Source organism: Picosynechococcus sp. NKBG15041c (assembly GCF_055380235.1).
The window spans coordinates 610,119-634,406 of sequence record NZ_AP040363.1 but is presented as its reverse complement, the minus strand read 5'-3'; the positions used below and the strand labels follow the sequence as shown (position 1 = coordinate 634,406).

The 24,288-nt window shown below is 51.2% G+C and carries 12 protein-coding genes; 8 read left to right on the top strand and 4 right to left on the bottom strand.

Features of this window, described 5'->3' with window-relative positions; translation table 11 throughout:
• Window positions 1-333: 333 nt before the first annotated feature.
• The gene (gene pheT / locus ACZ45B_RS03075; RefSeq protein WP_024544972.1) at window positions 334-2,760 is read left to right on the top strand and encodes a phenylalanine--tRNA ligase subunit beta; all 2,427 of its coding nucleotides are present in this window, start codon (window positions 334-336) and stop codon (window positions 2,758-2,760) included.
• 113 nt (window positions 2,761-2,873) lie between these two features.
• On the opposite strand, the gene ACZ45B_RS03070 is transcribed toward pheT, so the two are convergent.
• The gene (locus ACZ45B_RS03070; RefSeq protein WP_024544971.1) at window positions 2,874-4,265 is read right to left on the bottom strand and encodes an NAD-dependent malic enzyme; all 1,392 of its coding nucleotides are present in this window, start codon (window positions 4,263-4,265) and stop codon (window positions 2,874-2,876) included.
• Between the two features lie 213 nt (window positions 4,266-4,478).
• On the opposite strand from ACZ45B_RS03070, the gene ACZ45B_RS03065 reads away from it, so the two are divergent.
• A complete protein-coding gene (locus tag ACZ45B_RS03065; protein WP_024544970.1) occupies window positions 4,479-5,084 on the top strand; it encodes a Uma2 family endonuclease in 606 nt (201 codons plus the stop codon).
• 183 nt (window positions 5,085-5,267) lie between these two features.
• Window positions 5,268-6,674, top strand: a complete 1,407-nt coding sequence (gene glmM / locus ACZ45B_RS03060) for a phosphoglucosamine mutase (RefSeq protein ID WP_029681666.1) — start codon at window positions 5,268-5,270, stop codon at window positions 6,672-6,674.
• On the opposite strand, the gene recN is transcribed toward glmM, so the two are convergent.
• Window positions 6,675-8,444: a DNA repair protein RecN gene (recN, locus tag ACZ45B_RS03055; RefSeq protein ID WP_024544968.1), complete on the bottom strand. Its 1,770-nt coding sequence runs from the start codon at window positions 8,442-8,444 to the stop codon at window positions 6,675-6,677. It abuts the gene before it with no gap.
• A 311-nt stretch (window positions 8,445-8,755) separates the two neighbouring features.
• On the opposite strand from recN, the gene ACZ45B_RS03050 reads away from it, so the two are divergent.
• Window positions 8,756-9,400: a hypothetical protein gene (locus ACZ45B_RS03050; RefSeq protein ID WP_464674980.1), complete on the top strand. Its 645-nt coding sequence runs from the start codon at window positions 8,756-8,758 to the stop codon at window positions 9,398-9,400.
• 97 nt (window positions 9,401-9,497) lie between these two features.
• Here the strand turns inward: ACZ45B_RS03050 and ACZ45B_RS03045 are convergent, their stop codons facing one another.
• Both ACZ45B_RS03045 and ACZ45B_RS03040 read right to left on the bottom strand, forming a co-directional pair.
• Window positions 9,498-10,787 (bottom strand): DUF3747 domain-containing protein, encoded by a 1,290-nt coding sequence (locus ACZ45B_RS03045; RefSeq protein WP_024544966.1) that lies wholly within the window; start codon window positions 10,785-10,787, stop codon window positions 9,498-9,500.
• A gap of 68 nt (window positions 10,788-10,855) precedes the next feature.
• Complete coding sequence (locus tag ACZ45B_RS03040) at window positions 10,856-12,508, bottom strand: mechanosensitive ion channel family protein (RefSeq protein WP_024544965.1); 1,653 nt, start codon at window positions 12,506-12,508, stop codon at window positions 10,856-10,858.
• Between the two features lie 321 nt (window positions 12,509-12,829).
• On the opposite strand from ACZ45B_RS03040, the gene ftsH reads away from it, so the two are divergent.
• From ftsH to ACZ45B_RS03020, 4 genes are all read left to right on the top strand, one after another.
• Entirely contained in the window at window positions 12,830-14,653 is a 1,824-nt protein-coding gene (gene ftsH / locus ACZ45B_RS03035) for an ATP-dependent zinc metalloprotease FtsH (protein WP_236612392.1), read from the top strand.
• Between the two features lie 5 nt (window positions 14,654-14,658).
• Window positions 14,659-14,898, top strand: a complete 240-nt coding sequence (gene yidD, locus ACZ45B_RS03030) for a membrane protein insertion efficiency factor YidD (RefSeq protein ID WP_096416602.1) — start codon at window positions 14,659-14,661, stop codon at window positions 14,896-14,898.
• Window positions 14,899-14,954: 56 nt separating this feature from the next.
• Window positions 14,955-15,860: an alpha/beta fold hydrolase gene (locus tag ACZ45B_RS03025; protein ID WP_024544962.1), complete on the top strand. Its 906-nt coding sequence runs from the start codon at window positions 14,955-14,957 to the stop codon at window positions 15,858-15,860.
• Between the two features lie 164 nt (window positions 15,861-16,024).
• Complete coding sequence (locus ACZ45B_RS03020; RefSeq protein ID WP_024544961.1) at window positions 16,025-24,181, top strand: hybrid fatty acyl-AMP ligase/type I polyketide synthase; 8,157 nt, start codon at window positions 16,025-16,027, stop codon at window positions 24,179-24,181.
• The last annotated feature ends 107 nt before the right edge of the window (window positions 24,182-24,288 follow it).

Genomic DNA, 24,288 nt, shown 5'->3' with positions numbered 1-24,288 from the left:
GGCGATCGCCACTACCCTTTACAGTAGGCGATCCAGGGGGGCACGGGACAGCAGTGTATCTTGTGGCCTCAGGTGCGCATGGCAGGAATATCACGACCTATGTACCTCACGCTCCATCATATCCCAACACCCTGACATCCTTGAGCTTCATCCTTATGTTTATGGCAAAGACATGGGTGGGATTTTTGCATTTTGATTTGGTACGGCTAAAAATTTTCTGGCGATCGCCTCCGCCTAAGAATCTAGGGTGATCGCCCAGAAGATTTTCCCGGGAGGGGGAGGGATCCAGTTAAAATAAGTTCCTTGAAACTACTGTAACGCCCCCAAAAGTCAATGCGGATTTCCCTGAATTGGTTAAAAGAATTTGTCGACATCAGCCTATCCCCAGAAGAATTAGCCAAAACCCTCACCATCGCTGGCTTTGAAGTAGAAGAAATTGAAGATCGTCGCCGTTTGGCCGATGGGGTGGTTGTGGGAAAAGTCGTCAGCCGTGAACCCCACCCCGATGCCGATAAGCTCAGCGTCTGTCAAGTCGATATTGGTGCGGCTGAACTATCCACAATTGTCTGCGGTGCAAAAAATGTCCGGGCCGATATTTTCGTCCCCGTCGCCACCCTGGGCACCTATCTGCCCGCCATTGACTTGAAATTAAAACCAACGAAATTGCGGGGGGTCAACTCCTCTGGCATGATCTGCTCCCTTTCGGAACTGGGGCTCGAAAAAGACTCCGAGGGGATTCATATTTTCACCCAAGCAGACCTGAAACCGGGGATGGATGTGCGCCCCCTCTTGGGTTTAGATGATGTGGTGTTAGACCTCACCGCCACCGCCAACCGCGCCGATGCCCTGAGCATGGTGGGGGTTGCCCGGGAAGTTGCGGCCTTAACTGGGGTTGAGGTGAAGTTGCCGGAAATTCCGCCCCTCAAAGCCGCTGGGAACACGTTACAAATTGCGGTCGCCGATCATCTGGCCTGCCCTGCCTACATTGGCACTGTGATTGAAGGGGTAAAAACAGGGCCTTCTCCCGATTGGCTCAAGTTCCGTTTACAGGCCGCTGGCACTCGCCCGATTAATAATGTGGTCGATATCACAAATTACGTCCTGCTCGAATGGGGTCAGCCGCTCCACGCCTTTGACCGGGAACGTCTCGTGGCTGTCGCTGGGGCCACAGAGTTTACCCTGGGGGTACGGCTAGCGAAAGCTGGCGAAACTCTAACGACTCTCGATGGCCAGGCACGGGAACTGGGAGAGAAAAACTTGGTGATTACCGCCAATGATGTCCCGGTCGCCCTGGCTGGGGTGATGGGTGGTGAGAGTACGGAAGTTCACAGTGGCACGGAAAATATTGTCCTGGAAGCAGCTCTATTTGAACCCGTGACCGTCCGTCGTTCTTCCCGGGCAGTGGGCCTCCGCAGTGAATCTTCGACCCGCTATGAACGGGGGGTTAACCAAGTGGAACTGGACCGGGCAGCGCAACGGGCGATCGCCCTCCTGCAAGAACTGGCTGGCGGCACCGTGGTCCATCGCGGGATGGCAGATACCCGGCCGGATCCCAACGCTCGGCCCAAAATTACCCTCCGCCTGCAACGACTCCATGAGGTGTTGGGCCATGTGCAAAAAGATGGTGAAATTTTCGATGTGCCCCTAGCCGACGTGGAACGCATTTTGGCGGATCTCGGCTGTGAACTCGAATCCACCGGTGAAGGGGTTTGGGCCGTGAAAGTGCCCCCCTACCGCTACCGAGATCTAGAGCGGGAAATCGACCTGATTGAAGAAGTGGCCCGGCTCTATGGCTACGACAATTTCTGCGATACCCTGCCCAGTCAATCCGCCGCTGGTTTCCTCTCCCCGGCTGAAAAAGTGAATCGTAAACTGCGCGAGAGCTTCCGGGCGATCGGCTTAACGGAAGTGGTGCACTATTCCCTCGTGAAGCCGGAATTGGCAGATATCACACTCAGTAATCCCCTCTTTGTGGAATATTCGGCCCTGCGCAAAGAACTCCTCACAGGGCTCATCGATGCCTTTATCTACAACCAATCCCAGGGCAATGGGGCCTTAAACGCCTTTGAAATTGGCCGAGTTTTCTGGCTGGAAAATGAGGATTATGCCGAAGCTGATTACCTTGCGGGGATTCTTGGTGGAAATCTTAACCCCGATGGCAGTTGGGCCAACGGTGGCAAAGGACAGCCCATGTCTTGGTACGAAGCAAAAGGTTTACTCGATGCGGCCTTCACCCAGTTGGGTCTAGAGATCAGTTACCGTGCTGATTCTAGTAATAATAAGCTTCATCCTGGCCGTACCGCTTCCCTCTGGCTCCAGGGACGACAAATCGGCATTTTTGGGCAATTGCATCCCCAACTGCGTCAGGAGAAAGATCTCATCGATGCGGCGTATGTGTTTGAGCTAAAACTGGAGATGTTGCAAGCCGTACTCAGTCGCCCATCCCAACAGGTTCCTGTTTTCAAGGCGTTTTCTACCTATCCGGCAGTCACCCGCGACTTAGCCTTCTTTGCACCCCTAGAAACCTCTGTTGGGGATTTGGAACAGGTAATGCAAAAAACCGCGAAGAAACTGCTGGCTGGGGTGGAACTGTTTGATGAATATCGCGGTGAGCATGCTCCAGAAGGTCAGCGGAGCTTGGCATTTAGCTTGCGGTATCGAGCTACGGACAAAACCCTCACAGACGAAGAAATTGATCCCGTCCACCAAAAAGTACGGGATGCTCTGGTGAAACAGTTTGCGGTCACCCTGAGAAGTTAATCCCCTCTGCCTGACGACATCTCTCCCAAGGGCAACCACAGAAAGAGACTCCCCAGATTCAGTTTTCTTAACCGACTGGGGAGTTTTTTGGTGAATTGGGCAACGTTAAAAGTCTAGCGACGGGCGACACCATCTTGGCGAGCAGCCTGGCCAACGGCGGCAGCGACGGCAGGGGCCACCCGTTGATCGAAGACGGAAGGAATAATGTGTTCGCGATCCAGTTGGGCGGGGCTCACCAACGAGGCGATCGCCTGGGCCGCTTGGAGACACATATTGGTGGTGATGCTGGAGGCACGGCAATCGAGGGCGCCCCGGAAGACCCCAGGAAATGCCAGGACATTGTTAATTTGGTTTGGGTAGTCGCTGCGTCCGGTGGCGACGACGGCCACCTTATCCATAATCAGTTCCGGCTGAATTTCAGGGATCGGGTTCGCCATGGCAAAGACAATCGGATCTTTCGCCATGGAAGCGACCATCTCCGGGGTCACCACACCGGGCGCGCTCACCCCAAGAAAAATATCCGCATTTTTCATTGCATCAGCGAGGGTTCCAGAGGCAGCAACGGCAAATTCTTGTTTTTCAGCCGTCAGATTATCCCGCTGGGTAGAAATAATCCCCTTCGAATCACACATCCAAATATCCGTTGTCCCCGCTTGACGGAGCAGTTTGGCGATCGCCACCCCCGCAGCCCCGGCCCCATTGATCACGATTTTGACGGTCTGGAGGTCTTTTTTCACCAACTTTAAGGCGTTAAACAGCGCGGCGAGGGAAACGATCGCCGTGCCATGTTGATCATCATGGAAGATGGGAATATCTGTTTCGGCTTTCAACCGTTGTTCGATTTCAAAACAGCGGGGGGCGGCAATATCTTCTAAATTCACCCCCCCAAACACCGGCGCCAAATATTTCACTGTGCGGACGATTTCTTCTACATCCTGGGTGGCCAAACAGATGGGGAAGGCGTTGACATCCGCAAATTCCTTAAAGAGCATCGCTTTCCCTTCCATCACGGGCATCGCCGCCTCTGGCCCCAGGTTCCCGAGCCCCAGTACCGCACTGCCATCGGTGACGATCGCCACCATATTGCTTTTCACGGTCAAGTCATAAACCTGCTCCGGCGCTTCGGCGATCGCCTTACAAACCCGCCCCACCCCAGGGGTATAGGCCATGGCGAGATCCGACTGCACCGTCAGGGGAATGCGACTTTCCACGGTGATTTTGCCCCCCCGGTGGATATCAAAGGTGCGGTCTGAGACTTTAAGCACTTCAATATCAGGGACAGCCTTCACCGCATCGACAATTTCCCCGGCGTGTTTTTCGCTAGATGCATCGACGGTGATGTTGCGGATTAAAAACTTCAGGTCCCGTTCCACCAGGTCGATATTGCCGAGGCTGCCCCCCACATTGGCGATCGCCTGGGTCACATTGGCGAGGGTGCCAGCCCGATTGGAGATCCGTAACTGAATGGTGACGCTGTAGCTTGGGTTCGGGGTAAGGGCAACCATAGGATATTCGCTGACTGTGTTGGTGAAAGTGGAGTAAAAATAGGAAAATTCCCATCTCATTTAACCCTACTTTTTCCTTTTCCTAAAGTGTGACCCAAGGGGAAATGTCCCGGGGCGATCGCCTGTTACATGAGCCCTTCAATTTATCGTCAAGAACAGATCCATAGATTCTTGGCAAAATAGAAGAACAAGTTGCGTTTAGTCAAAAAAATCATGGTTGCTCTCACCACTGATCACTACCTCAGCCCCGAAGAATATCTAGCACTGGAGCAAGACAGTGACATTAGACATGAATATATGCACGGAGAAGTCTATGCGATGGCTGGTGCAACCCGTGCTCACAATACCTTGAGCCTCAATCTAGCGATCGCCCTCCGCAATCATCTCAACAATTCCCCTTGCCGCACCTATATGGCTGATGTGAAAGTGCGCTTATCGGCAGGAAAAAAATTTTTCTATCCAGATTTAATTGTTAGTTGCGATGATAATGATGAGTTGAGCTTGTCCTATGTAACCGAACCTAGAGTCATTATTGAAGTACTTTCGGAATCCACAGAAGGCTTTGACCGGGGCAATAAGTTTAAGTTTTACCGCACCATTCCCAGCCTGCAAGAATATGTTTTGGTGAGCACCACCCAATATTCCGTGGACTGCTTCCGGCGTGGCGAAGGCGATCTCTGGATTCTTGAAAGTTATCAAGGCCAAGAAGCGCTTCTCAAACTGCAATCTTTAGACTTAGAAATCTCTCTTGCTGATATTTATGCCACCGTGACCTTGCCTGAAACAGATGACGATTTAGAAGGCGATTTCAGCGAATAAAGCGGTGAATCAGGGCGTAATCCTTACCGCAAGTTTTTAAATTAGACCCCATTGATACCAATCCCTGATGAAAATGCCTCCCCATGGCGCAGGACGAAGCGATCGCTGATATCGTTGTGTCTGTATGTTGTGAGGACAAAACCAATGATGATCATGCCAGAGGAAGGACATCCCCTGAGTCGTATGTTGGCGAGTTATCCGCCCCACGCACTCCGATGTGATTTGCCCGCAGGTTCGTTGTTTGGTACTGATGGGATTCGTGGTAAAGCCGGTGATCTACTCACTGCCCCCTTCGCGCTTCAGGTGGGTTACTGGGCCGGCCAAGTTCTCCAGGAAACGGCAGAACGGCGCGCCCCCGTGATCATCGGTCAAGACTCCCGCAACTCCAGTGATATGTTGGCGATGGCGATCGCCGCTGGTTTAACCGCTTCCGGTTTAGAAGTATGGCATGTGGGTCTTTGTCCCACTCCCTGTGTTTCCCATCTGGCTCGCACCACCGAGGCGATCGGTGGCATTATGATCTCCGCCAGCCACAACCCCCCCGAAGATAACGGCATTAAGTTTTTTAGCCATGCTGGTACAAAACTGCTCAAGGATCTCAGCGCAAAAATTGAAGCCGGCCTGCGGGGTCAACACCCAGAACCGTTCCAATTGAGTCACCAGAACTGCGGTTCCTACCAACACCAAAAGGAGCTGACCCAACAGTACCGTGATGCCGTCTTTGCCACCCTGCCCCGAGATTTATCCCTGAGCGGTTTAAAAGTAGTCCTGGATTTAGCCTGGGGTGCTTCCGTTCATTTGGCCCCCGAACTTTTCCAAGCCCTTGGTGCTGAAGTGATCGCCCTGCACCACCAACCCGATGGCAGCAAGATTAATGTGAACTGCGGTTCTACCCATATCGATCAGCTCCAAGCCGCCATGCAATACCACCAAGCCGATCTTGGTTTTGCCTTTGATGGGGACGCAGACCGGGTGATCGCTGTGGATAACCAAGGGCGGGTTGTAGACGGAGATTACACCCTCTACCTCTGGGGCAAACAGCTCCAGGAAGCAGGTCAGTTACCCGAAAACTTAATTGTTGGTACGGTGATGGCGAACCTGGGTTTTGAGCGGGCCTGGGAAAAACTGGGAGGACAACTTCGTCGTACCGCTGTCGGTGATCAACATGTGCAAGCGGCCATGTGGCAAACGGGGGCAATGCTCGGTGGGGAGCAGTCGGGTCATATTCTCTGCCATCACCACAGTGTGTCTGGGGATGGGATTCAAACAGCACTTCATTTAGCAGCGTTGATACAGGCCGCAGGGGTTCCCCTCAGCGAGCTGATTGACCAAAGTTTTCAGACCTATCCCCAACTGCTCAGAAATGTCCGGGTAGAAGACCGCGATCGCCGTTTAAATTGGCAAGATTGCGATCGCCTCCAGACGGAAATCAGTAAAGCCGAAGCCGCCATGGGTGATCGGGGCCGGGTATTAGTACGCGCTTCTGGTACAGAACCGGTGGTACGGGTGATGGTGGAAGCAGAAGAACAGTATCTTGCGGAATATTGGACCCAACATCTGGTGAATGTGGCCCAAAGCAATCTCGCCTAACTAACTGCTTTTGAGGGTTTCCTTAAGGCTCTGGGCTTGGGTGAGTAAAGACTCAGCGAAGGAAATTGCTTCCTCAGCAGCATGGCCCCCTGTGAGCTGTGCGAGTTCATCGCGGCGGGTGTGGGGATGCTGGAGAGATTCTACGGAGACAATTGTGCGATCGCCTGCTTCTCCTTTGACTTTTTTCCCCTTAGACTGCACCTGTTTTGTGACCCGGAAATGGCCATCAGCCATGGCTGCAATTAGGGGCTGGTGCGTCACACAGAGTACCTGATGATGCTGACTGAGCTGGTGGAGTTTGGCGGCGATCGCCTGGGCAACTTTCCCCGAAACCCCTGCATCAATTTCATCAAAAACCAGGGTTTTCGGTGTGCTTTGCTGCTGGGTAAAGCAGGATTTGAGCGCCAGTAGAAAACGACTCATTTCCCCACCGGAGGCAATTTCGGCGAGGGGTTGAGCTGCTTCCCCTGGGTTTGGGCTGAAGTAAAAAATCACCTGATCGGAGCCGACTGCTGTGGGGGGAGTTGGGCTGAGGCGACATTCAAAAATCACCTTGGCCATCGCTAGGGGTTTTAATTCCTTAACAAGTTGCTTTTCCAACTTTTGGGCTGCTTTTTGGCGCAATTGGGTCAATTCCTGACATTGAACCTCTAGTTCTTGATATTTAACCGCACAGTCGCGCTCTAAGGCCTCAATGGATTGATCTGTCGCGGTGAGGGCATCTAGCTCCCCCTGAAGTTTGTCTCGGTGGGCGATCGCCTCCCCTAAAGTTGCACCATATTTGCGGCAAATTTGCTTCAGCGTCCGAATCCGTTCAGCAATCTGCGTTAGTTGTTCTGGGTCTGCCTCCAAGTCACTGCCATAGGCACTGATCTGATGGCCGGCTTCTACCACTTCCGTCAGGGCATTGCGCACCATCTCTAAAATCCCGCCCAATTGCGGATCATAGCCGACCATCTCCTGGAGCAGACTTTCGGCATCTCCCAAGAGATCCGCCACTGCTGGTGTTTCGGGGTCATCATTTTGGTAGAGAATGCGATGGGTCTGGTAACTGAGCTGTTGTAATTCCACCACATGGGACAGGCGATCGCCTTCCTGTTGGAGCTGTTCCAACTCTTCAGGATCGCTTAAATTCGCTTCATTTAGCTCTCGAAGTTGATATTGCAGTAAATCAAGCCGTTGTAGTCGTTCTTGTTCCGAGGTGCGACGGTTTTCGAGTAAATGCTTTGCTTTAAAATAAATTTGATGGGCAGTAGCCACCTTTTGTCGCTGCTGCTGCAACTGAGCACCACCGTAGCTATCCAACAGAATACGTTGCCGTTCCGGGATTAACAGCTCTACCGTTTGACCCTGGGCAGTAATTTCTAACAACTGCTCCCGTAGGGCCACCATCAGCCCCTGGGTAAGAATCACCCCATTCACACGGCTGCGCGATCGCAATCCCGTGCGATTGAGACTAAGTTCTCGGCTACAAACTACCGTTTCATCTTCTAAAAGATCAATCTCTTGTGCTTGCAGCCATTCCTTAACGCCTGGCGTAAGCAAAAAAGTTGCTTCAATGAATGCCCGCTCTCCTTGGGAGTCTCCTTGGGTATTTTTGGCCCGAACCATCCGAGCAGTGGCTTTTCCCCCCAAGGCAAGGTCTAGGGCATCGAGAATAATCGATTTTCCGGCCCCCGTCTCCCCTGTCAAAACCATTAACCCAGTCTGCAGTTCCAGCTCTAGGCGATCAATCAGCGCGAAATTTTCGATTCGGAGAAAACAAAGCATAGATGTTTGTAACAATCTGCGTCTGCATAAAAGAATGGGTAGATTGGCTGTAACTCACAACGGGCAAACAACCTACGCTAACCTCTAGTGTAAAAGCATGATTCACTCTGTGAATGATTTTTATCTCGCTCCCAGGGGTGAGAAATTTTTAGATATGCTCAAGCCGCCTTTCTGCCTGCTGTCGAATTTCCGTGAAGAAAAGATGCGACTCTCAGAGAGAACGTCTAGGATCAGAAAAAGTAGTCCATGATTGAATACTGAGCAAGCTCAATATTGACTGGGCTTTATTGAAATATCGGTTTAAAACCCCTATGAAATCTAAACTTTTACTTTTTTTGAGTCTGGCCATGTTCCAAGGGGCCATATTTGGCTGTGGGCTGGTGAGCAATGACAATGCCGATAGTGATACCTCTGGTGGCACAACAACCACGGAAACGACAGAGGGTGATGCTACGGGGGATGACTCGGCGGCTTTGACGGCAGATTGGATTGATTTTCAGACAGAAGATGGCAACTTGACGGTGAAATTTCCGGGTACACCCGAAACAGAAACGCAAACAACACCTTCTGATTTAGGTGAACTGGAATTTACGATGACTTCCTATGCGGATGATGCCAACCAACAATTTTTCATGGTGAGCAGTGTGACTTATCCAGTTGCGCCAGATCAGTATGACGCCGCCCAAGGATTAGAAGCGGCTAAAGAAGGTGCCGCAAGTAATTCTGGCTCTACTATCGTCCTGGATGAGGCGAGCGATCGCTTTGGGATTCCGGGGACAAACTTGGTGATGAGCGCCACCCAAGATGATGGAACGATTTATACCACCAGGGCCGAAATTTATATTGATCCCAATGGGCCTACCCTCCACCAAATTCTGGTGGTGACAGAAGGCGATCGCGTTGATAGCCCAGAGGTGGACGCATTTTTTGATTCGGCGGACATCACCCCAATTTAAATCGCTCAACCTTAGAATCTTCAACAAACCAAAAAATAGCCCAAATGCTTAGACATCAGGGCTATTTTTTTGATTTTACTGAGCGCCTCAGGACAACTTAGCGCGTGCTACATTGGAGCGCCCGGAGGGTGGCTGCCGCTGCGTAGTTCCGTTGAGATGCGGTATCGGGGAAGAAGCGATCGCCACTTTCATTGAGAGGAGACGCTACCCGACAGAAAGCCGACATCTGCGTTGTTAATGCACCGGCCCAATGGGTTGCTGTATCACTAAAGGCCACCGGATTGTTAGTGGCGACAAGGGTTGTTGGGCGTCCCTGGGCGGCCTGGGCATATTCAGCAGTACGACGGAGAATCGCCAATAGTTCAGCGCGAGTTACCGGCTGGGTCGGTTGAAATGTACCGTCTGGATAACCACTGACAATGTTATTTGCCCGGGCCCAGGCGATTTTCGCCGCACTCCAGCGGTCAGCCGCCACATCGGGATAGGGATCGCTGGCAACTTGGGTTGGAACATTAAGATTAGTGTTCGGGATCGTTAATAAACCTTCGATCGCCATCGAAACTAACTGTTCCCGTGTTAGGACATCATTAGGACGAAAGGTATTGTCATTAAAACCTGCAATAAAGCCAACATTCACCGCCTGGGCAATTTCATTACGGTAAATATCACCGCTGATATCCGTAAAGCCTGCTGCGACACCTGGATCATCGGGATTGGTCGTTTCTGGGGCGGGGGGTTCGATACCAGGAAAAGAATCCAACGTCACAATGGATCGTCCGGTAATGCCTGCGACCAGTTCATCGATGGTGGGCTTTTTGATAATAGCAATCTGACGGCCATTGCTAGAGAAGTAGAAGTGACCCAAGGGTCGATCCTCAAAGGTGCGCCGGGTAAATTCCCAGCCCGGCAGGAGGTTGAACTTAAGGAAGCCATCGGCAAGGCCATTGGTACGGCCGATGACAATTTCATCTTGGGTATTGACATTGGGGGTTGCCACCAGCAGCATTTCATTTTCCCAGGGGATAATCCGCAGCAGATGGCTTTGGCCGAAATCTTCACCGCCAACGCGCATGGAATAGCCATTGCTGTCAGTACTGCGGCGACAAAAACCCGTGAAATCGAAGTTTAACAACAGAGGCTCAACGGTGGTTGGGTTACTCCCTGTTTCAGCCCAACATTCCTGCCGATCCGGTCGTTCCAACTGTTCCACTACCAGTAAGTTGTAGCCGCCACTGTTCAGAGGTACAGCGATCGCCGCCATGTTATTTGGATCAATTTCGGTTTCACCAAAAATACTCTGGGACTGTGCTGGCCGTAGGGGAAGCAGACAGCTGATACTCGCAAGGGCGATCGCCCACATTTTTTTGGATAAGGTCGCTTGAGACATGGCCACTAATCTGAAATTTAAACAATTACTGCTCTTATTAGACTAAATTTTGCCTATTTTGAGCCCAATCACTGAGAAAAGTCTGACATACTTTCTGCTTCGCTATCCAGATTCTCCAAAGTCCCCTCATTTTTCAGGATCAGCACCCGACGGGCAAAGGGAATTTCAATCTGTTCACGGTCAAAAGCTTCCTTGATCAATTTTCGGAGTAGCCGTTGCACTGGAAGATGTTTCCCTGGTTTGACCTTGGTCGCCGTGCGAATGGTTAGCTCTGATTCTGCAAAATCATCTAAACCATCAATGCGCGTCGGCTCGAGCACATCGGGATGTAACTCTTTGATTTGATGTCCTACTTCCTCAAGGACGCGATACACATGATCTAAATTAGAGTCGTAATCCACCCCGACATACACCACCGCATAAACATATTTTTTTGAATAATTCACGATGGTTTTAATATCACCATTGCGAATAATGTGGAGACGCCCCCCCGGATCGCGGATACGGGTAACCCGCAAGTCCATTGCCTCTACAATCCCAGTGGCATCATCGGTCTGGACAAAATCTCCTACTAAATAATAGTTCTGCAACAAAATCGACAAGCCATTGACGAGATCATTAATTAAATTTTGCGCCCCAAGACCAACGGCAATCCCCACAATCCCCGCCCCAGCAAGAATTGGTGTGGGGTCAATGTTAAAGACATAGAGCACTGAGACGCCGCCGAGAAAGTAGATGCAGTATCGAACCCCATTTTGGACTAGAGGAATAAAGGTCAGGCGGCGACGGTATTGAATCGGACTAAGGTCAGGCGATCGCAGCAATAGCTTTTCAACAACAATGTCACCCAGGGCGATACTAAAAGCAACGACCAGAATAATAAAAATAATTTGATTAATAGAAATGGCATAATTGGCAAGGGGATTAACCCAAGGAAGTTGAGCAAAAACCGTCCCAGTAATTGCCACATAAATTGCCGCCTCTAAACAGCGTTTTAGTAGCCCCAATAGATGCTGAAAGCGAGGATAAAATCGCAGAATAGACTCGGGATTTTTGGCGATAAATTCTGTTGATAAACCATCGAGAGTTTCAATCAAAGAAAACGCAGCTCGCACACTAATAATAGCCAAACAGATCCAGAAATAAACTTGAATTCCCAAATAAAAATACTGGGTGATCCAAGGGGGAACAAACAAAAAGTCCAGACAAACAACCAAAGCCAGGATCCATAAGCCACTAGTAATGGCTAAATCTAAGGCCATAAAGAGCGTATCGATACTGTGATTGTTTTGCTTGATATTTTTCCAAGCCTTGAGGCGATCGCCCAACTGCCTTAAACGCGGTTTGAGACTAGCAATAATCAAACTCACCAAGAGGAGAAGAAGAATACTGCGGCCCAGGCCGAGGGCTAGATTGCGCCACTGTTCTACCGAAATGTCATTCAGAATTCCCAGGGTGTAGCGATAGATAGACCGACCCTGTAATAATAAATAACCATTGAGCGCCAGAATAGTGGCAACGCCACCAAAAGCGAGTAATAGAAATAGCTTTTTAAGAATTTTTTGGGTCAGAGTCAACAGATTTTCACCCTGTTTCCCTGGCAGCCACTGGATTAATTGCTTGAGGGTCGAGATGATTAAAAACTGGCCAAGGATAATCAAAATTGAAAATAGAGCGATTTCAGCAAGTAGGATGCCAAAATCGAACAGAATACCATTCATTTTTTTAGATTGAATTTTAAATTTTGGGCAACGCTTAGGGGAGGGGGGTTTCCACAGGGCAGGCCCGCTTCAACTTAGCAAATCCCAGCCCGGTATAACGATAGATGAGGACGATTTTGGCGAAAGAAGCAGTTATAGAGCAGGCATTGGAGCAGAAAGTTAGGGGAGAAATCGCCCACAGGCAGCGATTCCCAGAGGAAAACCCTAAAATAAAGACAGTTTCTCTGTTGTTTTCGTCAAGCTATGTCCCACCATCCTCATCATCGTCATCCTCAGCAAACCCAAGATCGCCCCCGCGTTTTCTCCGGATGGCGGGCTGGCATGGCTAGCTTTCTTTTGGGTCAGGCATTGTTTTGGGGGGCAGGGGCGATCGCCCAAACCGAGCCCAAGCAGGAGTTAAACTACGGCAATTTAATCCAAGATATCCGCCAGGATCAAATCGAGAAATTTGTCCTTGACCCGGAGACCAACACCGCCACAGTGATTCTCCGGGGCCAAACAGAAGAGGAAGCCCAAACGGTGCAGCTTCTCAACAACAACCAGGAGTTACTCACGGCTCTGCGAGAAAATAATGTAGATTTTGAGGTGGTTCCTTCCCAGGACAACTCCGTGGCGATCGCCCTGTTTACAAATCTGTTGCTCTTTGGGATTTTGATTGGCGGCCTGGTCTTGATCATCCGTCGCTCCGCCAGCATGCAAAATAACGCCATGAACTTTGGCCGCTCGAAGGCCCGCTTCCAGATGGATGCAGAGACAGGCATCATGTTCAAGGATGTGGCCGGGGTAGAAGAAGCGAAAGAAGAACTCGGCGAAGTAGTTACCTTTCTGAAGGAGCCGAATAAATTTACTGCTATCGGTGCGAAAATCCCCCGCGGTATGCTCTTGATCGGCCCCCCTGGAACAGGAAAAACCCTCCTCGCCAAAGCGATCGCCGGCGAAGCCGGCGTGCCTTTCTTTAGTATTTCTGGCTCAGAATTTGTGGAAATGTTTGTGGGGGTTGGGGCCTCTCGGGTGCGGGATCTGTTTCGCAAAGCCCAGGAAAATGCTCCCTGTCTGGTGTTTATCGACGAAATCGATGCAGTGGGCCGTCAGCGGGGTGCGGGCATTGGTGGGGGCAACGATGAACGGGAACAAACCCTTAACCAATTGCTCACGGAGATGGACGGCTTCGAGGGGAATTCTGGCATTATCGTGATTGCGGCGACAAACCGCCCCGATGTGCTCGACCAAGCCCTCCTGCGACCGGGCCGCTTTGACCGTCAGGTGACTGTTGATTATCCTGACCGCCCCGGTCGTCTGGCGATCCTTGAAGTCCATGCCCAGGATAAGAAAATTGCTGAAGATGTGGATCTTGAGGCGATCGCCCGGCGCACCCCAGGCTTTTCGGGGGCAGATCTGGCCAATTTACTCAATGAAGCCGCTATTTTTACCGCCCGTCGTCGCAAGGAAGCGATCACCAGTGCCGAAATCAATGATGCCATTGACCGGGTTGTGGCGGGCATGGAGGGCACTCCCCTCACGGACGGTAAAAGCAAACGTCTCATCGCCTACCATGAGGTGGGCCATGCCATTGTCGGCACGGTACTCAAGGACCATGACCCCCTGCAAAAAGTGACGATTATTCCCCGGGGTCGCGCCCAAGGTTTAACCTGGTTTACCCCCAACGAAGAACAGGGCCTCACCACCAAAGCACAATTTCATGCCCAGATCGCCGTCGCTCTCGGAGGACGAGCCGCCGAAGATATTGTCTTTGGCTATGACGAAATCACCTCCGGGGCCTCCCAGGATATCCAGGTGCTCACGAATATTGCTCGCCAGATGGTCACTAAATTCGGGATGTCGGAGCTTGGTCAATTTGCCCTCGAAACGAACCGGGGGGAAGTGTTCCTGCGCAATGATTGGTTGGGAGAGCGGCCAGAATATTCCGAGGCGATCGCCCAACGCATTGACCACAAGGTGCGGGAAATTATCAACGAGTGTTATGACACGGCTAAACAAATCATCCGCGACAATCGGCAACTGATTGATCGCCTGGTAGATCGTCTCATTGAAGAAGAAACCATCGAGGGAGAAGAATTTAGCCGTCTGGTCAACGAAGCCCTCAACCAGACAATTGATCTCCAGAAAACCGCTGCCCTCGCCTAATCCCGATGAAAACCATCATCCTCTGGGGCATCCAAGGATATCGCCGCTGGATCTCGCCCCTCTTTCCCCCCAGTTGTCGCTTTCAGCCCACCTGTTCCCAATATGCCCTCGAAGCGGTGGAACGGTTTGGTCCAGTGCGGGGCAGTTGGCTGGCGGTTAAACGCATTGGCCGCTGCCACCCCTTCCATCCCGGTGGTTATGACCCAGTGCCCCCCTGTGGTGGCCATGACCCCAAAAACCCTTAGGCGATCGCCTAAGGCCTGTTTCTGACCCACTGTTCTTGTCTGCTCAACCGATCCCCATGACCGTTATTTCTCCGACCGACCCCCAAACCGACTACACCTGGCAATGGCGAGGCTTTGCGATCAACTATCGTCAATGGGGAACCCAGGGGGCACCCATTCTACTCGTACATGGTTTTGGGGCATCGGTGGGCCATTGGCGCAAAAATTTGCCTGTCCTCGGGGAACATTACCGTTGCTATGCAATCGACCTTTTGGGCTTCGGAAAATCAGCTAAACCCCAGCCAAAACTGGAGGCAGACTATACCTTTGATACCTGGGCAGCCCAAGTTCAGGCATTTTGCGCCGAGGTGATTGGAGAGCCAGCCTTTTTAATTGGTAATTCCATCGGCTGTGTGGTGGTGATGCAAGCGGCAGTCTCCTATCCCGATTGGGTGAAGGGCATTGTTGCTTTGAATTTTTCCCTGCGCCTATTCCATGAACGTAATTTATCTAGAGCCCCTTTCTATCAACGGTGGGGTGTGCCTTTATTTCAAAAAATGCTCACCCAAACGCCTCTCGGCTCCCTTTTCTTCAAGCAATTAGCCCAGCCAAAAACAGTCCGTAACGTCCTGGGCCAGGCCTATGCCGACAAAAGCGCGATTACCGATGAACTGGTAGAGATGATTTTGGCCCCAGCGAAAGATCCAGGCGCCGCCGCTGTTTTCCTCGCCTTCACGAGCTACTCCCAGGGGCCACTACCGGATGACCTCCTACCCCAATTGACCTGTCCAACGGCGGTGGCTTGGGGCACAGCAGATCCCTGGGAGCCGATCACCCTAGGGCGTGCCCTCGTGGAACAGTATCCTCAGATTGAGTTTCAGTCCTTTGAAAATGTTGGCCATTGTCCCCAGGATGAAGCCCCAGATCTTGTTAACGATTATTTGCTCGATTGGTTGAGTCGGCAACAGTCCCCAGGAGGCTAATTTCGTAAAATCACCCAAGGACGAGGGGATTTCAAAGGGATTTACCGTGGGGAGGGAACTCACGGTTTAATATGGTTAACTAGGCTATGGTCCGAGGGTACTCGCAAAATTTGCTAGGATACGGAGTCCAAAAATTTCTATTCACAGGAGTTGCTAAGGCATAAATGGTTGGTCAATTTGCAAATTTCGTCGATCTGCTCCAATACAGAGCTGCATCCCAGGCCCAGAAGACTGTGTTTAGTTTTTTGGCTGATGGCGAAACGGAATCTGCTGCCCTGACCTATGCTGCATTGGACCAAAAAGCCCAAGCGATCGCCGCTTTTTTGCAGCGTAACCAAGCCCAAGGGGAACGGGCACTCCTTTTGTATCCGCCAGGTTTAGAATTCATCGGTGCTTTTTTGGGCTGCTTATATGCCGGGGCGATCGCCGTGCCTGCTTACCCACCGCGCCCGAATAAATCCTTTGACCGTCTCCATCGCATTATCCAAGATGCCCAGGCGAAATTTGCCCTGACCACAACAGAACTTAAAGACAAAATCGCCGATCGCCTTGAAGATTTAGAAGGAGCAGATTTCCACTGCCTCGCCACAGATCACCTAGATCTCAGCCTCGCCCAAGACTGGCAAGAAAAACCGATTGCAGGAGAAGATCTCGCTTTTTTGCAATATACCAGCGGCTCTACGGGGGATCCCAAAGGGGTCATGGTTTCCCACCACAATTTAATTCACAATTCTGCCCTCATTAACCAAGGATTCCAAGACACTGAGGCCAGTATAGGTGTATCCTGGTTGCCCCCATACCATGACATGGGGTTAATCGGCGGCATCTTACAGCCGATCTATGTGGGCGCCACGCAAATTCTTATGCCCCCCGTCGCCTTTTTACAGCGTCCTTTCCGCTGGCTAAAGGCGATTAGTGATTACCAGGTTTCTACCAGTGGTGCCCCGAACTTTGCCTACGATCTCTGTAGTAGCCAGATCACCCCAGAACAAATTGCAGTCTTAGATCTAAGTAGCTGGCGGCTGGCTTTTTCGGGGGCCGAACCAATTCGCGCCGTGACCCTCGAAAATTTTGCGAAAACCTTTGCGGCGGCGGGCTTTCAAAAATCAGCATTTTATCCTTGCTATGGGATGGCCGAAACAACATTGATTGTCTCCGGTGGTCATCACTCGGCCCGACTCCCCCAGGCGGTGACCGTCAGTAAACAGGGCATCGAAGCTAATGAGGTTCGCCCAGCTGCAGCAACGGAAGCAACGGTGACTTTGGTGGGGAGCGGCGAGATTATTGGTGACCAAATTGTCAAAATTGTTGATCCCCAGAATTTGACAGAATGTGCTCCCGGCAACATCGGTGAAGTGTGCGTGAAAGGGGAAAGTGTCGCCCAAGGCTATTGGCAAAAAGAAGCACTGACCCAAGCGCAATTCCAAGCTCAGGTTGCGGGTGAAACTGGTTTTCTCCGGACAGGCGATTTGGGTTTTTTACAGGACGGAGAACTCTACATTACGGGCCGCTTGAAGGATCTGCTGATTATTCGAGGCCGCAATCACTATCCCCAAGACATCGAGCTAACGGTGGAGGTAGCCCATCCTGCCCTCCGCCAAGGGGCTGGTGCTGCGGTTTCTGTGGAAGTTGACGGTGAAGAGCAACTGGTGATCGTACAGGAAGTCGAACGTCAGTATGCCCGTAAGCTTGATGTCGCCGCAGTGAGCCAAGCGATCCGGGGGGCGATCGCCGCAGAGCATCACCTGCAACCCCATGCCATTTGTCTGATTAAACCGGGTAGCATCCCGAAAACCTCTAGTGGGAAGATTCGTCGCCATGCCTGTAAAGCTGGTTTTTTAGACCATACTTTAGCGGTGATTGGGGAGTGGCAAGCCACGGCAACCATGGCAAAATTTTCGCCGGTCCAGTCACCCTCTACTCCTTCTCGATCGCTATCCATTGCGGAGTTGCACCTGACACAAAAACAACAGGATATTGAAACCTGGCTACAGGCAAATATTGCCCATCGACTGGGGATTAGGCCTGAACAATTAGATGTTGATGAGCCCTTTGCCAGTTATGGTTTAGATTCTGTCCAGGCGGTACAGGTGACGGCTGATCTAGAGGATTGGCTTGGCATCAAACTAGACCCCACCTTAGCCTATGATTACCCCACCATTCGGGCGATCGCCTATTTTTTAATCCAAGGAGATCAAGCGCCTGAAATTATCCCGACACCCCAAACAAATCAAGGGACAAAAATTGCCATTGTGGGCTTGAGTTGTCGTTTTCCCCAAGCAGACAGCCCAGAGGCATTCTGGGAACTGCTCAACCAGGGAAAAGATGGTATCCAACAGCTAAAAAATCGTTGGGCAACGGGAGAGTGGGGCGGTTTTTTGGACAATATCGATCGCTTTGATCCCCAATTTTTTGGAATTTCCCCCCGGGAAGCGGAACAAATGGATCCCCAGCAACGGCTGCTTTTAGAAGTTACCTGGGAAGCGCTGGAACGGGCAAATATCCCCGCAGAGAGCCTAAAAAACTCTCGGACAGGTGTTTTTGTCGGCATTAGTAATAGTGATTATGCCCAACTGCAAGTACGCGAAAATAACCCAATTAATCCCTATTTAGGTACAGGTAACGCCCATAGTATTGCCGCCAATCGCCTGTCCTATTTTTTAGATTTACGGGGGGTTTCTCTCAGCGTTGATACGGCTTGCTCCTCTTCTTTAGTTGCAGTTCATCTAGCCTGCCAAAGCTTAATCAATCATGAATCAGAGTTGGCGATCGCCGCAGGGGTAAATTTGATTTTGACTCCCGATGTGACCCAGACATTCGTTCAGGCAGGGATGATGAGTGAAGCCGGACGGTGCAGAACTTTTGATGAAGCAGCCGATGGTTACGTGCGCGGGGAAGGCTGCGGCGTTGTACTCCTCAAACCCTTGGCCCAGGCAGAACAGGATGGCGACAATATTCTCGCGGTGATCCATGGCTCGGCGGTAAATCAGGATGGGCGTAGTAATGGTCTGACGGCCCCCAACGGGCGATCGCAACAGGCTGTGATTCGTCAGGCTTTGGCCCAGGCCAGAATTACGGCAGCGGAGCTCGACTATGTAGAGGCCCATGGTACGGGGACCCCCCTCGGTGATCCCATTGAGGTGAATTCCCTCAAGGCAGTTTTAAAGACAGAAAAACGCCAAGCCCCCTGTGTGTTAGGTTCTGTTAAAACCAATATTGGGCACTTAGAAGCAGCGGCTGGCATCGCCGGTTTAATCAAAGTTGTGCTCTCTTTGCAGCACGAGCAAATTCCTCAACATCTACATTTTCAGCAATTAAATTCCCGCATTGACCTAGAAGATTTAGTGACGATTCCCCGAGCGGTTCAACCTTGGCGGCGGGGCGAAAAAAAACGTTTAGCTGGGGTTAGTTCCTTTGGTTTTGGGGGAACTAATGCCCACCTCATTATCGGTGACCATGCCGCAAAAATCGGTGAACGAGAACCCCAGCCCTCAAAAACACGCCCTTGGCATTTGTTAACAGTTTCGGCAAAGAATCGTGCTGCCTTAAATGATTTACAGAGACGATATTCAACCTATCTCTGCCAACATCCAAAAATAGATTTGCAGAACCTTTGTTTATCTGCTAATACTGGGCGATCGCCCTTGAACGAGCGGTGTTTTTTTGTCTTTCAAGATGTAGCAGAGTTACAACGGCAATTAAACCAGAGCCCCCCTGCGCCCCTGCTGAAAATTCAGTCTCCCAAAACAGCTTTTTTGTTCACGGGCCAGGGCTCTCAATACCATGGCATGGGGCGACAACTCTACCAGACCCAGACTCTGTTTAAAGAGACCCTAGATGAATGCGATCGCCTTTGGCAAATCTATGCCCCCGATGCCCCCAGCCTGATCGAGTTGCTCTATGGCCACCACAGCCCTGAGCTCGTCCATGAAACAATCTATACCCAGCCCCTACTATTTGCCGTTGAATATGCGATCGCCCAAGTGTGGCTCAGTTGGGGGATTACCCCCGATTTCTGCATGGGCCACAGTGTCGGTGAATATGTAGCAGCTTGTCTCGCGGGGGTTTTTTCCTTAGCCGATGGCCTAAAACTGATCACAGCTCGTGGCAAATTGATGCATGCTCTCCCCAGTAATGGCAGCATGGCAGCAGTTTTTGCGGATAAAACCGTAATTAAGCCTTATTTGTCAGAAAATTTAACCGTTGGGGCAGAAAATGGTTCCCATCTAGTCCTGTCCGGGAAAACCCCTTGCCTCGAAGAAAGTATTAGTAAGCTCCAGAGCCAGGGGATTAAAACCAAGTCTCTCCGCGTTTCCCATGCTTTCCACTCGCCCCTCATGGCGCCGATGTTGGCAGAGTTTCGCCAGGTTGCCGCTCAAATTTCCTTCCAAGCACCCCGCATACCACTGATTTCCAACGTGACTGGAACAGAAATCGGGACAGAAATTGCCCAGGTGGACTATTGGGTCAACCATGTATCTCAGCCTGTTAAATTTGTCCAAAGCATCCAGACCCTAGCCCAGTTTGGGGTCAATGTTTACCTCGAAATTGGAGCGAAACCAGTGCTCCTAAGTATGGGACGCCATTGTCTCCCAGAACAGGCCGCCCTGTGGCTACCGAGCCTGCGTCCCCAAAGTGACCCCCTCCAGGAGATGTTCATCAGTCTCGGGAAACTTTATGAACAGGGCTTTGACGTGCATTGGCCAGTCGTGGAAGCGGGTTTTGGTCACCGGAAACTCATTTTGCCGACCTATCCTTTTCAGCGGCAGCGCTACTGGTTTAATCCCCAATCCTGGACACAGTCTAATGCCGCACCAGCGGAAAATAGTCATGGTTGGTTTTATCGCACGGTCTGGAAGCCGATTCAAAGTTTAGGGATAGCTCAACAGCCAGAAAAACAATGGTTGATTTTAGGCGATCGCCATCCCGTTAGTGAAGCTATTTATCAGCAATTCACCAAGGCCAAATTTGTTTATCTGGGGACCAACAATCAGTTTTCTGGGGATGATTTCTGGCAGGTCTCTCCCGATAGTTTTGACGAATTGTTCAGTCATATCGAGCGCGAACATTTAGCGGGGGTTCTTCAGATTTGTCCCCCAATAGTGCCGACATCAGACCTAGAACAAGGCCAACGCTCGACCAGCGCCACGGCCTTGAAGCTCATCCAAGCCCTTGATCAACAAAAATTTGCTGTGCCCTGCTGGTTTGTGACCCACCAAAGCCAGCGGGTGCTCGAAAGTGATTCTGTAGAAGGCTTTGCCCAGGCCGGACTATGGGGGTTAGGCCAGGTGATCGCCCTTGAGCATCCAGAGTTGTGGGGGGGAATTATCGACCTAGATACAACCCTGCCGAATCTCGTCCAAATTTGTCAGCAAAATCAGTTTCAACATTTAGCAATGCGCCGGGGTCAACTCTATGGGGCTCAGCTGCAGCCCCAAGCCCATAGAGCCATCAAGAAGGTGCCAGTTCAATCCCAGGGAACTTATCTAGTGACGGGTGGTTTAGGGGCGATTGGGCGTAAAATTGCCCACTGGCTCGCCGATCAAGGGGCCGAAAAAATTATCCTTCTCAGCCGCCATCGTCACCCCAAAATTTCTATAGATCTGCCGCAAAATGCCATTGTTTATCCCTGTGATTTGGCAGATGAAAGCCAGGTTGAAAAACTGTTTCAAATCTATTCTCAGATTCGTGGCATTTTCCATACAGCGGGTGCGTTAGCCGATGGCTTACTGCAAAAACAAACCTGGGAAAATTTTCAAGCTGTTGCGGCCGCAAAAGTTAACGGAACTTGGTATTTGCATCGCCATAGTCAAAACTTAAACCTCGATTTTTTTGTCCTTTTTTCCTCTGTTGCAAGTGTGTTGGGTTCCCCAGGCCAAGGTAATTATGCGGCGGCTAATCGCATTATGACGGCGATCGCCCAACATCGGCAGGCCAAGGGCTTACCCGCCCTAGCGATCCATTGGGGGCCTTGGGCCGCGGGGGGAATGGCAACAGCATTAACGAACCAAGCCCTAGACCTAATTCAACCACAACAGGGTTTAGACATACTTGAAACACTGTTAGGTAAACAGGGCGAGATTGGTGTCTTTAAAGCCGACTGGTCTACCCTGGCAAAACAGTTCCCGGACCTGACCCATAGCGACTATTTCCAAGCGGTAATTACAGAGGAACAAGTACCTCAAAAAAATCTCTCAATTTTCAGTGAGTTACTCACCCTGACAGCAGAAAAACGAGCAGCTTACCTATTGGAATATCTGCGTCATTCTGTGGCGCAAATTCTCAAGTTAGACCGCCAAAAAATTCAACCCCACGATAGTCTTTTAGATCTGGGAATGGATTCCCTGATGGTGATGGAGGCGATCGCCGCCCTCAAGCAAGATCTACAACTGATGCTCTATCCCCGGGAAATTTATGAACGGCCCCGATTGGATGTGCTGACAGCTTATCTGGCCGCGGAGTTCACCAAAGCCCATGACCCCAAGGCGGCGACGGGAACGGCAGTGGCCCCCGCCCAGGGCCTCACGGTAAAAACAAAACAACAGTGGCAGAAACCTGCCCGCAAAAATCCCAATCCCATTGCCTTTATTCTCTCTAGTCCCCGGTCTGGATCGACATTGTTGCGGGTAATGCTGGCAGGGCATCCGGCGCTCTATTCGCCCCCAGAACTGCATCTGCTTCCCTTTGAAACCATGGGCGATCGCCATGGGGAACTGGGGCCATCTCACCTGGGCGAAGGGCTGCAACGGGCGTTAATGGACTTGGAGCAATTAACTGCCCCAGAAAGTCAAAAAAAGGTCAAACAATGGGTACGAGACAATAAATCCATTGCCGAAATTTATGCCTATCTGCAACAGCAGGCGGGCGATCGTTTACTCATTGATAAATCCCCTAGTTATGGCAGCGATCGCCATATTCTAGACCACAGTGAAATCCTTTTTGAAAAGGCAAAATATATCCACCTGGTCCGCCATCCCTATGCTGTGATCGAATCCTTTACCCGGCTACGGATGGATAAACTTTTGGGAGCAGAAAAACAGAATCCCTATGCCTTAGCAGAATCAATTTGGACCGAAAGTAATTACAATGTTTTAGGCTTGGGTGAGAGCGTTAATGGCGATCAATATCTCCAGGTTATTTATGAAGATTTGGTGCGCGATCCCCGTGCTGTTTTAACACAAATTTGTGCGTTTCTTGGGGTTGATTTTAACGAAGCCCTCCTCAATCCCTACAGCGGCGATCGCCTGACCGATGGTCTCCATGAACAGTCCATGGGAGTCGGTGATCCTAATTTTCTCCAGCACAAAAGTATTGATCCGAGTTTGGCAGAAAAATGGCGATCCATTGGCTTGCCTCGCCCCTTGCAACCGCGCACCATCAACCTGGCCCATCGCTTCAGATATGAGCTGCCCCAGGACGATACCAAGGCCGTTGAAACTCAGCCTGCTCATCAGGCCATGGGGGAACGGTTCATTCAAGTGCGGGGCTTGGAAACCTGTCTCTGTGAGTGGGGCGATCGCCAGCATCCGTTGATCCTCTTGCTGCACGGCATCCTCGAACAGGGAGCCTCTTGGCAGCTCATTGCCCCCCAGCTGGCCGCCCAGGGTTATTGGGTGGTCGCACCGGATCTGCGGGGTCATGGCAAATCTGCCCATGGCCAGTCCTACAGCATGTTGGATTTTCTTGCCGATGTAGATGATCTAAGCAAGCAATTAACAACGCAGCCCTTCACCCTTGTGGGCCACTCCATGGGGTCGGTGATTGGCGCCATGTATGCCGGGATTCGCCGAGAAAATGTGCAGAATTTAATTTTGGTGGAAACCATCGTCCCCAACGACATCGACGACGCTGAAACGGGTAATCACTTAATCACCCACCTGGACTACCTCGCTAAGCCCCCCCAACACCCCACATTTCCGAGTGTGGCCGTGGCCGCCCGCCGTTTGCGCCAAGCCACCCCCCACCTCTCCCAAGACCTATCGGTGGCCCTAACCGCCCGCAGTACTATTCCCAAAGATGATGGCGTGCAATGGCGCTGGGATCCTTTTCTCCGCACCCGGGCAGGGATTGAATTTAACGGCATCAGTCGGCGCCGCTATTTGGCGTTGCTCAAAGACATCACGGCGCCGCTCACTTTGATCTACGGTGATCAGAGTGAATTTAACCGCCCTGCCGATCTCCAGGCGATCCAAATGGCCCTCCCCCAGGCCCAGCGCCTGACCGTATCTGGTGGCCACAATCTCCATTTTGAAAATCCCCAGGCGATCGCCCAAATTATCGGCCAACAGCTCGCCCCGAATAAACTGCCCCAAACACAATAAAAAATATTTCAGGGGGCGATCGTCAAGGCAGAAAATATTGGATTCTGATCTATGACTTACTACTCCTGAATGCTTCCAAAATTCCCTTGGGCTATCCGGTACAATCT